Source organism: Actinobacillus seminis (genome assembly GCF_002263215.1).
In the GTDB taxonomy this organism is placed as follows: domain Bacteria; phylum Pseudomonadota; class Gammaproteobacteria; order Enterobacterales; family Pasteurellaceae; genus Actinobacillus_B; species Actinobacillus_B seminis.
Genome location: NZ_NLFK01000007.1, coordinates 84751 through 97175 on the forward strand (window position 1 = coordinate 84751; position 12425 = coordinate 97175).

The following is a 12425-nucleotide window of genomic DNA, read 5'->3' on the forward strand; positions in this document are numbered from 1 at the left end:
ATTATTCGTTCATGGGATCATCTATGTCTGGCTTACTGAATGCATATCGTAAATTACTGGAATTTCCATTATCTTTTTTAGTAAAAATAACCCTATTCCCCATCACCCCATCCAAGAATTACAATTAAATATTGAGCAACCTATCGTATATGTCTTGCCATACACTTCAGAAACCGACTGGGTGATTTTCCGTAAAAATTGCTTAAGTGTAGGCTTACCGGATCCGGCAGAAAATAATATCATTGAGAAAACATCATTGCCGCGTTTCGTATTTTTAGATGAAGGACGACGTTTCTTTAAATCCAAAGGAGCAAAACAAGAAACGATTGCAATTTTCAATAAATATTTAGAATTGCACCGCACTTTGCCAGAATTGGATGTGCAATTAATTCCGGTTTCCGTGTTGTGGGGACGCTCTCCGGGTCATGAAGACAAATCCGGCTTACCGAATTTACGCTTGCTCAACGGAATTCAAAAAACTGCCGCCGCCATTTGGTTTGGGCGCGATACCTTTGTACGTTTTTCGCAGGCAGTTTCCTTTCGGTATATGGTCAATGAACATGGTTCTGATGAAACTATAGCGACCAAACTTGCACGTGTTGCAAAAATTCACTTTTCTAAACAACGCATTTCCGCCACCGGTCCAAGATTGCCAAACCGCGAAGCAATGTTTAATAAGTTATTAAAATCTGAAGTGATTTTAGCGGCTATTGCGAATGAGGCGAAAAGTAAAAAAATCAGTGAAGACAAAGCGAAAGCGGAAGCCTACAAAATTTTGGATGAGATTGCCGCCAACGTAAATTACGAGGGATTGCGTATCGCGGATCGTTTTCTACGTTGGTTATGGAACAAATTGTATCATGGAATTGATGTACGCAATGCCGATCGTGTACGCAAATTAGCGTTAGACGGGCATGAAATTGTCTATGTTCCTTGCCACCGTAGTCATATTGACTATTTGTTGTTATCTTATGTGTTATATCATCAAGGTTTGGTACCGCCACATATTGCTGCCGGTATCAATTTAAATTTCTGGCCAGTTGGCGCCATGTTCCGTCGTGGCGGCGCGTTTTTTATACGTCGTACTTTCAAGGGAAATCGCTTATATTCCACGATTTTCCGTGAATATTTAGCTGAATTATTCCATCGTGGCTATTCCGTCGAATATTTTATTGAGGGCGGACGCTCGCGCACGGGACGCTTATTAGCGCCGAAAACCGGAATGATGTCAATGACCTTGCAAGCCTTGCAGCAACATCAAACTCGTCCAATTTCGGTGGTACCGGTATATGTGGGATATGAACATGTATTGGAAGTGGATACTTATGCCAAAGAATTGCGTGGTGCGGCAAAAGAAAAGAAAATGCCGGTTTGGTGTTGCGGGTTATCAAAAAATTGCGAAATTTAGGGCAAGGCTACGTCAATTTCGGTGAACCGATCGTATTAAGCAACTACCTCAACCAACATTTCCCCGAATGGAAAACGCCAACGGATGAAGAACGCCCAAGTTGGTTCAGTCCTGCAGTCGATACTATTTCTAATCAAGTGATGGTACATATTAATAACGCCGCAGCGGTTAACGCAATGAACCTAACCGGGACAGCCTTATTGTCTTCGCGCCAACGAGCATTATCGCGCGAGCAATTACTCGAACAACTTGCCAGTTATCAACAATTTTTACAACAGGTTCCTTATTCGACGGATATTATCGTGCCGCAAGAAACACCGGAAGCAATGTTGTCACACGTCCTCAGTTTAGATCGAGTAGGTGTGCTGATCGAAAAAGATAATTTTGGTGAGATCATTCGCTTAGAGCGAAACTCGGCAGTGTTGATGACCTATTATCGTAATAATATCCAACACTTATTCGTATTACCGTCTTTAATTGCGAGTATGATTTTGCATTACGAAGCCATTCAAAAAGACTTGGTCTTGCAATCAGTGAGCAAAATTTATCCCTTCTTGAAAGGGGAATTATTCCTGCATTTCAGCGAGAATCAATTAAAAGCGCAAACAGATAAAATTGTATCCGAATTCCAACGCCAACAAATTATCCAAGTAAGCGAGAATTTATTGTCTATCAATAAAGCTAACGTGCGTACCTTACAACTTTGGTCAGCCGGTGTACGCGAAATTTTACAGCGCTATTATATTACAGTGAGCCTGTTGCAAAACGATCCTAAAATGCCGCGTGCAAATCTGGAAAAAGAAAGCCAATCCATTGCACAACGTCTCTCCGTTTTACATGGTATCAATGCGCCGGAATTTTTTGATAAAGCCGTATTCTCCGCTTTTGTGGCGAGCCTAAAAAATAGTGGCTATTTTGATGAAAATAATATTGCCGATCCACAAAAACTAACAGATATTTCGACAATTCTGACCCAGATGATTTCCGCTGAAGTGGTACTTACCATCAAAAGTGCGGTCGAAAAAGGCGACGAAATCGAGCAAGCCGAATCGTAATCTTTCCATTCAATGGTAGAAGATCACTTTGATCTTCTACCCTTATTCAAACCACTTACCTAATTCTTCTCGTTTTGGTGATTTAATAAATTAACCTTTTCCTCTTTCTCCACTTTTTTCTGCGCACGTCTTTTTTGGAAAAATGCACTTAATTTTTGGCTACAAAGATCTTGCAATACACCACCGGTAATTTCCAGCATATGGTTCATTTTATAGTCCTCAAAGAAATGGAAACGTGAACCTACCGCACCAGTTTTTTGATCGTAAGCACCAAACACTAACCGCTTGATGCGACTGTGTAAAATCGCGCCGGCGCACATGGTACAAGGTTCTAAAGTGACATACAGCGTCGTATTAAGGAGGCGATAATTTTGCACGTACTGTGCCGCATTGCGTAAGGCGATAATTTCGGCGTGTGCAGTCGGATCGGAATGCACAATGGATAAATTCCAGCCTTCGCCGATAATTTTCCCCTGTTCATCAACCAATACCGCACCGACCGGAATCTCCCCTGATGCCTCCGCTTTATCCGCCAAGGATAAGGCGTACTGCATCATTTGAATATCAAATTCGGATTGCACAATAAACTACCAAGTTAGAGTTTACTTACACCGAAAAAGGATATTTAATCGCTTCATGACATTGATAACCGACCACCTTGAAATCATCCATGGTGACCCAAGTTTCCAAATCCTGTAGGGTTTTAATATCCGGGTTAATTTCTAAGCGAGGTAACGGAAATGGTTCACGCTTTAATTGCACATCCCGCATCAATTCAAGTTGGTCTTCATAAATATGCGCATTGACAATTTTATGATAGGCCTGCCCCGCTTTTTTACCGGTAATTTGTGCCATTAAGGCTAAAAAGGTAAACACTTGAATTTGATTAAAATTCAAGCCAAGCGGGACATCACAAGAACGCTGATAACTGGTCAGGTACAGGGTATCACCAAGCAAAGAAAATGTGTGTGTATGCATACAAGGACGCAAGCAACCTAATTCAATTTCCCCGGGATTATAAAACGTAAAAATTTCACCGCGATCATCAATGCCTTTCGTTAAATGATCAACAATTTTACGTAACTGATCGACAGATTCTCCATTCGGCTTACGCCAAGCGCGTCCTTGGACGCCATAAACCCGCCCCATATCATCTTCACCTTTGCGGTTTGGGTTATTTAACCAAGCAAGATTTTCATTGGCATTGGCATCCCAGGTTTTGGTACCGAGTTTGCGAAAATCCGCCGCATTATCATAACCGCGAATGTAACCCAAAAATTCCGCAATGGCGGCTTTCCAGTAGCTTTTGCGCGTGGTGATTAGCGGGAATTGATTGTTGGCGACATCATAAGTTAAATCCGCATTAATCAAAGTTAAACAACGTTTCCCTGTTCGTTCGTTTTCAACCCAGCAACCTTGATCGATAATTCGTTGACATAAATCTAAATATTGACGCATAAAACTTATCCTTTTTTGACCGCACTTTTACTGGCATGACGTTGATTCGCCCAGATTAAAATAACAATACCGCCAATAATCATTGGCAATGATAACATTTGACCTCGCGTAATTAAATCATTCACGGTATTTACACTATGATCGATTTCACGCACATATTCTACCAGGAAACGGAACACTCCATAACCGAGTAAAAATAATCCTGCAACAGATCCTTGCGGGCGTGATTTGCGCGAAAAAACATATAGCATGACGAATAAAACCAATCCTTCAAGGAAGGCTTCATAAAGTTGTGATGGATGCAAAGGAACGGTTCCATTATATGGAATCATTGCCCAAGGCACATCGGTGACACGTCCCCATAATTCGCTGTTGATAAAGTTTCCAATGCGCCCCACCCCAAGTCCAAACGGAATTAGCGGCGCGACAAAATCAGCTGTCCGCCAGAAATTACGCTGTTGCCGACGTGAAGTCCAGATCATTGCAATGATCACGCCGATAAGCCCGCCGTGAAAAGACATTCCGCCTTCCCAAATACGGAATAAATACAGCGGATCCTGCATAAATTTATCGAAGCTGTAAAAAAAGACGTCGCCAATACGCCCACCTAAAATGACACCGAAAAAACAGTTATAAATCAGTTGCTCGAATTGTTCCGTTGACCATAATCCGTTGGATTGCTTCACTCGTTTTGATCCCAGCCAATAAGCAAAAAGAAAGCCGAGCAAATACATCACACCATACCAGTGTAATTTTATCGGTCCCAAGGTAAAAACCACCGGATCAATATAGGGCATTTGGAAAAAATTCGTATTCATAATTGTCCTTTAGTGAATAAACATATCGAACGCAATAGCAATCAATAATAAAGCAAAATAACGTTTTAAGGTGGCAACCGGCAATTTACTGGTGATGGTCGCCCCGATTTTTGAGGTGAAAAAAGAGGTTAAAGTGATACCTAATACTGCGGGTAAATATACATAACCGACAGAAGAATCCGGCATTCCTTCCGCACTCCATCCACTTTGCATAAAACTTAGCATCCCTGACAAGCCAAGCAACATGCCGCAAAATGCGGAGGAGCCGATAGCTTTTTTCATTTCGATACCGCGTGAATTTAAAAAAGGTACGATAAATCCGCCACCGCCAATTCCGGCTGCGCTGGATGCAATACCAATTAACACACCGCCAACCACGGATGCCATATTCGTCAGGGTTTTACCCGTTTCCTTCGGCTTGATGGATAAAATCATCTTCACTGCTAAATAAATAACTAAGCAGGCGAATAGTTTACCGGAAATGTCACGATCCAATTTACTGATAAAAGCACCGGCAAAGTATGTGGTTACCATGATAACAGGGGCTAAAATTTTCACTGCATCCCAACGAATATTGCCCAATTTATAATGACGTTGCGCCGAGGAAAACCCGGTGATCACAATAGTGGCAAAAGAGGTGCCTAACGCGGTGGACATTAATAATGGATCGGGTACCCCCATCATGGGTAATAAATAAACCAGAATGGGGACAATGATTAACCCCCCGCCAATACCAAATAATCCGGCTAAAAAACCGACAACACAACCGACCACGAGACAAATAAGAATAAAGGTTAGCATGATTAACCCCTTGTTTTATAATTAAAAGAACGTCTTGAATATTTATGTGTAAATCCTGATTTTTTTGTAGATTGAGACGTTTTTTTACTTTCGGCAAAAGGAGGAGGCACTAAGGGATCTTGTTTACGTTCATACAAAAAGATCGCAAATTCTTTCATTGCCTTACGATAAACATCTCGTTTAAAGGAAACCACTTGACGAACGGGATACCAAAAACTCACCCATCTCCATCCATCAAACTCAGGAGATTTGTTGCTTTGCATATTGATATTCGCTTCATCGGAGATTAGCTGCAATAAATACCAGCGCTGTTTTTGCCCGATACAAACCGGCTTACAGTCGTAACGTAATAATCGCTTCGGCAATTTATAGCGCAACCATTGTTTCGATACATACAAAATTTTGACATCTTTACGAGTCAGCCCCACTTCCTCAAAAAGCTCACGATACATTGCTTGTTCGGCATTTTCATTATCATTAATCCCACCTTGAGGAAATTGCCAAGAATTTTGCCCATACCTTTTCGCCCATAGGACCTGCCCATTGCTATTGCAAATCACAATTCCTACATTTGGACGGTAGCCATCGAAATCGATCACTATCGTTCACCTTAAACTATTTATAAATAATATCCTTAAATTGTTCCATAATCTTAGAATTTACACAACCAATAATCTTTGTTTTAATACAATACTTGATGAAACGTGATCTGAAAAAAAAAAAAAAAGTGCGGTCATTTTTTTAAAATATTAACAGGTGAATAATTCTGTGGATAATTCGGCAATAAGTTATGCATAACTTTGATTAACGGACAAAAGATCCTTATCTGATATCAATATTTTTTGGATCCATCAGAAATCACCGTATTTCCTGTAAAGCTCCTTTAATGCCTTTTAGTGAGGATTTTATCTCCTATTATTGAATAAAAAAACTAGCATTATCACCGGCATAATGCGAAGAAATATGAGATCTTTCATACTTAAAAAGTTATCCAATATTTTTGTGGATAACTATGTGATCTATTAATTGAATAATCAGGAATAACTTTTATAGGTTTAAATAAAAAATAATTTATATTATAAATCAATAGGATAGAATGATTTATTTGGTGTGAATAATATAGAGATTAACAACAAAAAGATTGCTTATTAATTAAGCGATAGAAATTGACATAATCAACATAATGATCAATATAACGATCATTTTTCATAATACAGCATGGAGCAAATAAAAAACGCCCACATTAAGTGGGCTTTTCATTAAATCATCATCAATTATTCTGCAGTAGTCACTTCTTCAGCAACTACTTCCGGGCGATCGACTAACTCAATGTAAGCCATTGGAGCATTGTCGCCTGCACGGAAACCACATTTTAAGATGCGAGTATAACCACCCGCACGTTGAGCAAAACGTGGACCTAATTCATTGAACAATTTAGCAACAGTATCAATGTTGCGTGTACGAGCAAAAGCTAAACGACGATTTGCAACGCTATCTACTTTTGCTAATGTAATTAACGGCTCAACTACACGACGTAATTCTTTCGCTTTTGGCAATGTAGTCTTGATGATCTCATGACTTACTAATGAACTTGCCATATTGCGAAACATCGCTTGGCGATGACTGCTATTACGGTTTAGTTGACGACCACTCTTACGATGGCGCATGACCTTATCCTTCTCAGAAAAATCTTTAACCTATGACCAAACTAGTCTTCAGCAATACTTGCTGGTGGCCAATTCTCAAGGCGCATACCAAGTGATAAGCCGCGTGAAGCAAGCACATCTTTAATCTCAGTAAGTGATTTCTTACCAAGGTTAGGTGTTTTCAATAACTCAACTTCAGTACGCTGTACTAAATCACCGATATAGTGAATTGTTTCTGCTTTCAAACAGTTAGCAGAACGAACTGTCAACTCTAAGTCATCAACAGGACGTAACAAAATCGGATCAAACTCCGGTTTCTCTTCCTTAACTTCTGGTTGACGAACATCTCGCAAATCAACGAAAGCATCTAGTTGCTCTGCTAAAATTGTTGCTGCGCGACGAATTGCTTCTTCCGGATCAATTGTTCCGTTGGTTTCTAACTCAATGACCAATTTATCCAAGTCAGTGCGCTGTTCCACACGAGCCGCTTCCACATTATAAGCAATGCGATCTACCGGACTATAACAAGCATCGATTAGTAAACGACCTATTGGGCGCTCTTCTTCATGTACGTTATGCACACGAGCTGATGCCGGAACATATCCTCTACCACGTTGAACACGAATACGCATATTGATAGAGGCGTTTTCGTCCGTTAAATGGCAGATGACATGATCAGGATTAACAATTTCTACATCACCATCATGAGTAATGTCAGCTGCAACAACAGGGCCAATTCCAGATTTGTTTAGTGTCAGATAAACATTATCTTTATTCTGTACTTTAACCGCTAGGCCTTTGAGATTTAGAAGCACTTCAATAATATCTTCTTGAACACCTTCTTTACTACTATACTCATGCAATACGCCTTCAATTTCTACTTCAGTGACAGCACAACCCGGCATTGAAGATAAAAGAATACGACGTAATGCATTACCTAGAGTATGACCAAAGCCACGCTCTAACGGTTCTAAGATCACTTTAGCATGAGTCGGGCTAATTTGCTCGATATCAACTAAACGTGGTTTTAAAAATTCTGTAACAGAACCCTGCATTTTATCCTCTCTTTGCTACGAAGCTTTATTATTTAGAATAAAGCTCAACGATCAGATGTTCGTTAATGTCTGCTGATAAATCAGAACGTTCAGGAACACGTTTGAACACACCTTCCATTTTCGCAGAATCAACTTCTAACCAAGTTGGTTTTTCTCTTTGCTCTGCTAATTCTAATGACGCTTTAATACGTGCCTGTTTTTTAGATTTCTCACGAACAGCTACGACATCATTAACCGAAACTTGGAATGATGGTATATTCACAACACGACCATTTACAACAATCGCTTTGTGACTCACCAATTGACGAGCCTCAGCACGAGTTGCAGCAAAGCCCATGCGATAAACAACGTTATCCAATCGACCTTCTAATAATACCAGTAAGTTCTCACCGGTATTACCTTTTAAACGGTTTGCTTCAGTATAGTAATTACGAAATTGACGTTCTAAAATACCATAGATACGACGAACTTTTTGTTTTTCACGTAATTGACTACCATAGTCTGACAACCGCGGTTTACGAGCACCGTGTTGACCAGGTGCTGTATCAATTTTACATTTTGAATCAATCGCGCGTACTCCTGACTTAAGGAATAAGTCAGTACCTTCACGACGGCTGAGCTTGAGTTTAGGACCCAAATATCTTGCCATTTTCTTTCTCCAACTATCCTAGTACGTCATTAAACACGACGTTTTTTCGGTGGACGACAACCGTTATGTGGAATCGGAGTCACATCTGTAATATTCGTGATACGGAAACCCGCTGCATTTAAAGCACGGATTGTTGACTCACGACCAGGACCCGGTCCTTTAACCATAACTTCCAAGTTCTTTAAGCCAAATTCTTTAACGATTTCAGCACAACGTTCAGCCGCAACTTGTGCAGCAAACGGGGTAGATTTACGAGAACCACGGAAACCTGAACCACCTGCGGTTGCCCATGCTAAAGCATTACCTTGACGGTCAGTAATGGTAACGATTGTATTATTGAAAGATGCGTGAATATGTGCTACGCCATCTACAACTTGTTTTTTTACACGTTTACGTGCACGAACTGGTGTTTTTGCCATTTAAATTTACCCCGACTTATTTCTTGATCGGCTTACGAGGACCCTTACGGGTACGCGCATTAGTTTTAGTACGTTGACCACGTACTGGTAAACTACGACGATGACGTAAACCACGATAACAACCTAAATCAAGTAGGCGTTTAATGTTAAGTGTTACTTCACGGCGTAAGTCACCTTCAACGGTAAATTTACCAACTTCGTCACGCAGTTTATCAATCTGCTCTTCAGACAATTCTCTGATCTTCACATCTTCAGCAATACCCGCCGCCGCACAAATTGCTTTAGAACGAGTTTTACCGATACCGTAAATTGCAGTTAAAGCGATTACAGTGTGTTTTTGATCAGGAATGTTAATGCCTGCAATACGGGCCACTATGCACTCCTATTCGTTTGATTAATTTGACATACTGATCTTGAAAAGCCCGTTTTCAGGATACTCAAACAGTATGTCAAGGACATAAATGAGTTGAGCAGTATACCTGCTCAACTGGTTCTTTGCAAGAAAAAATATCAATTAACCTTGACGTTGTTTATGTTTAGGGTCACTACATAAAACACGCACAACACCCTCACGTTTAACAATCTTACAGTTACGACATAACTTCTTAACGGAAGCACGAACTTTCATTGCTTATCCCTTTTATTTATATGGACAATTATTGTCCAAAACCTTTAAGGTTTGCTTTCTTCAGCGCAGATTCATATTTTGTCGACATTAAGTGACTTTGAACCTGAACGATGAAATCCATAATTACTACTACAACAATCAATAAGGATGTCCCACCGAAGTAAAACTGAACATTCCAAGCTGATGTCATAATATAAGGAACCAAACATACGAATGTGATATACAAACCACCAATCAATGTTAGGCGGGTCATAATTTTATCAATATAGCGTGATGTTTGTTCACCTGGTCTAATTCCGGGTATAAATGCGCCAGATTTTTTCAAATTATCTGCTGTATCACGCGGATTATATTGCATCGCAGTGTAGAAGAAACTAAAGAAAATAATCGCAACCGCATAAACAATCAAATATAAAGGTTGACCCGGATGTAATAACATTGACAGATCAGTTAACCATTCCAAACTGGAACCTTGACCAAACCACGATGTTAATGTAGCAGGGAAAAGGATAATACTTGAAGCAAAGATTGCAGGAATAACTCCTGCCATATTCACTTTAAGTGGTAAGTGTGTAGAATGACCACCTAAAATTTGACGCCCTTGCTGGCGTTTTGCATATTCAACTTTAATTCTTCTTTGTCCTCTTTCTACAAAGACAACAAAGTAAGTCACTGCAAATACAATAACAGCGATCAATAGAAGAACTAGTAGATGCATTTGCCCTTGACGAGCCTGCTCAATTGTCTGACCAATTGCTGAAGGAAGACCAGCAACGATACCCGCAAAAATAATTAAAGAAATACCGTTACCAATTCCACGTTCCGTAATCTGTTCACCTAACCACATAAGGAACATTGTACCTGTCACCAAGCTGATTACTGCTGTGAAATAAAAACCAAATCCAAGATTCGGTACTAATCCCGGTAGCATATTCGGTAACCCAGTAGAAATACCGATTGCTTGTACGGTTGCCAAAACTAATGTCGAATAACGAGTATATTTACTAATTTTACGACGTCCGGCTTCACCTTCTTTCTTCAATTCAGATAATGCAGGATGAACCGTGGTCAATAATTGAATGATAATTGATGCCGAAATATAAGGCATGATACCTAATGCAAAAATTGACGCACGACTCAATGCACCACCAGAGAACATATTAAACATATCAATGATGGTGCCTTTTTGCTGTTCAAGTAATTGAGCTAACACGGCCGCGTCAATACCAGGAACCGGAATGAAAGAACCAATACGGAAAACGATAAGTGCACCTAGCACAAACAACAATCTGCTTTTTAGTTCACCTGTACCGTTTTGAGTACTTCTACTTTGATAACCTGGTTGCTTAGCCATTTGTTAATTATTCCTCGATTGAACCGCCGGCAGCTTCAATTGCCGCTTTTGCACCTTTAGTTACACGTAAACCACGAACAACTACCGCACCTTTCACTTCGCCTGCAAGAATTACTTTGGCAAATCGAATATCTTTTGTTAATACGTTAGCTGCTTTTAATGTATCTAAAGTGACTACGTTTCCTTCGACTTTGGTTAAATCATTCAAACGAACTTCTGCTGTTACAGCAGATTTCATTGAAGTAAAACCAAATTTCGGTAAACGACGGTATAAAGGCATTTGACCACCCTCGAAACCACGACGAACACCGCCGCCAGTACGAGATTTCTGACCTTTGTGACCACGCCCACCGGTTTTACCTAAACCGGAACCAATACCACGACCAAGACGTTTTGCACTATGCTTTGCGCCTTCAGCCGGAGATAGAGTATTTAAACGCATCTCTTACTCCTCCACTTTAACCATGTATGAAACTTGGTTGATCATACCGCGTACAGCCGGAGTATCAATTAACTCAACAGTATGATGCATATGGCGAAGACCAAGACCACGCAAAGTAGCTTTATGCTTCGGTAAACGAGCAATAGAACTACGTACTTGTGTTACTTTAATAGTTTTAGCCATAAACAATTACCCCAAAATTTCATCAACGGTTTTGCCACGTTTAGCAGCAACCATTTCTGGTGATTTCATATTTGAAAGCGCATCAATAGTTGCACGAACAACGTTAATCGGGTTAGTTGAACCGTATGCTTTAGAAAGAACGTTACGAACACCTGCAACTTCTAACACCGCACGCATTGCACCACCTGCGATAATACCTGTACCTTCGCTGGCTGGTTGCATAAATACACGAGAACCGGTGTGAGTTCCCTTGATAGGATGCTGTAATGTGCCTTCATTTAAAGCCACAGTAATCATATTGCGACGTGCTTTTTCCATCGCTTTTTGGATCGCTGCCGGAACTTCGCGCGCTTTACCATAACCAAAACCTACACGACCGTTACCATCACCTACTACAGTTAATGCAGTAAAGCTCATAATACGACCACCTTTTACAGTTTTTGATACACGGTTTACCGCGATTAGCTTCTCTTGCAGTTCACCAGCTTGTTTTTCGATGTTTGCCATCT

15 protein-coding genes and 1 pseudogene are annotated in these 12425 nt (G+C 40.3%); 1 reads left to right on the top strand and 15 read right to left on the bottom strand.

The genetic code is table 11. The annotated features are described in order from the left end of the window. Positions 1–23: 23 nt before the first annotated feature. A pseudogene (gene plsB, locus CFY87_RS07900) lies at positions 24–2463 on the top strand (glycerol-3-phosphate 1-O-acyltransferase PlsB). Between the two features lie 59 nt (positions 2464–2522). Here the strand turns inward: plsB and tadA are convergent. The 15 genes from tadA to rpsE all read right to left on the bottom strand — a co-directional run bounded on the left by tadA (position 2523) and on the right by rpsE (position 12423). Beyond that, positions 2523–3020 carry a tRNA adenosine(34) deaminase TadA gene (gene tadA / locus CFY87_RS07905; protein ID WP_094946729.1) on the bottom strand — a complete coding sequence of 166 codons (498 nt, stop codon included), beginning with the start codon at positions 3018–3020 and terminating at the stop codon, positions 2523–2525. A 49-nt stretch (positions 3021–3069) separates the two neighbouring features. Further along, the gene (locus tag CFY87_RS07910; RefSeq protein ID WP_094946665.1) at positions 3070–3921 is read right to left on the bottom strand and encodes a thymidylate synthase; all 852 of its coding nucleotides are present in this window, start codon (positions 3919–3921) and stop codon (positions 3070–3072) included. A gap of 5 nt (positions 3922–3926) precedes the next feature. Further along, on the bottom strand, positions 3927–4739 hold the full coding sequence (gene lgt / locus CFY87_RS07915; RefSeq protein ID WP_094946666.1) for a prolipoprotein diacylglyceryl transferase: 813 nt from the start codon (positions 4737–4739) through the stop codon (positions 3927–3929). 9 nt (positions 4740–4748) lie between these two features. Next, positions 4749–5540, bottom strand: coding sequence for a sulfite exporter TauE/SafE family protein (locus tag CFY87_RS07920; protein WP_094946667.1), 792 nt, complete (start codon positions 5538–5540; stop codon positions 4749–4751). A gap of 2 nt (positions 5541–5542) precedes the next feature. Further along, a complete protein-coding gene (gene rppH, locus CFY87_RS07925) occupies positions 5543–6139 on the bottom strand; it encodes an RNA pyrophosphohydrolase (RefSeq protein WP_094946668.1) in 597 nt (198 codons plus the stop codon). 675 nt (positions 6140–6814) lie between these two features. Next, the gene (gene rplQ / locus CFY87_RS07930; RefSeq protein WP_094946669.1) at positions 6815–7207 is read right to left on the bottom strand and encodes a 50S ribosomal protein L17; all 393 of its coding nucleotides are present in this window, start codon (positions 7205–7207) and stop codon (positions 6815–6817) included. 41 nt (positions 7208–7248) lie between these two features. Next, the gene (locus CFY87_RS07935) at positions 7249–8241 is read right to left on the bottom strand and encodes a DNA-directed RNA polymerase subunit alpha (RefSeq protein ID WP_094946670.1); all 993 of its coding nucleotides are present in this window, start codon (positions 8239–8241) and stop codon (positions 7249–7251) included. 28 nt (positions 8242–8269) lie between these two features. Further along, entirely contained in the window at positions 8270–8890 is a 621-nt protein-coding gene (rpsD, locus tag CFY87_RS07940; RefSeq protein WP_094946671.1) for a 30S ribosomal protein S4, read from the bottom strand. A gap of 29 nt (positions 8891–8919) precedes the next feature. After that, positions 8920–9309: a 30S ribosomal protein S11 gene (gene rpsK / locus CFY87_RS07945; protein ID WP_005543603.1), complete on the bottom strand. Its 390-nt coding sequence runs from the start codon at positions 9307–9309 to the stop codon at positions 8920–8922. 16 nt (positions 9310–9325) lie between these two features. Then, a complete protein-coding gene (rpsM, locus tag CFY87_RS07950; RefSeq protein WP_094946672.1) occupies positions 9326–9682 on the bottom strand; it encodes a 30S ribosomal protein S13 in 357 nt (118 codons plus the stop codon). Positions 9683–9823: 141 nt separating this feature from the next. Beyond that, on the bottom strand, positions 9824–9937 hold the full coding sequence (gene rpmJ, locus CFY87_RS07955) for a 50S ribosomal protein L36 (RefSeq protein ID WP_005548767.1): 114 nt from the start codon (positions 9935–9937) through the stop codon (positions 9824–9826). Between the two features lie 28 nt (positions 9938–9965). Beyond that, the gene (secY, locus tag CFY87_RS07960; RefSeq protein WP_094946673.1) at positions 9966–11291 is read right to left on the bottom strand and encodes a preprotein translocase subunit SecY; all 1326 of its coding nucleotides are present in this window, start codon (positions 11289–11291) and stop codon (positions 9966–9968) included. 7 nt (positions 11292–11298) lie between these two features. After that, entirely contained in the window at positions 11299–11733 is a 435-nt protein-coding gene (gene rplO / locus CFY87_RS07965) for a 50S ribosomal protein L15 (RefSeq protein ID WP_094946674.1), read from the bottom strand. 3 nt (positions 11734–11736) lie between these two features. Further along, complete coding sequence (rpmD, locus tag CFY87_RS07970; protein WP_005543631.1) at positions 11737–11916, bottom strand: 50S ribosomal protein L30; 180 nt, start codon at positions 11914–11916, stop codon at positions 11737–11739. Positions 11917–11922: 6 nt separating this feature from the next. Further along, positions 11923–12423: a 30S ribosomal protein S5 gene (rpsE, locus tag CFY87_RS07975; protein WP_094946675.1), complete on the bottom strand. Its 501-nt coding sequence runs from the start codon at positions 12421–12423 to the stop codon at positions 11923–11925. Positions 12424–12425 lie beyond the last annotated feature (2 nt).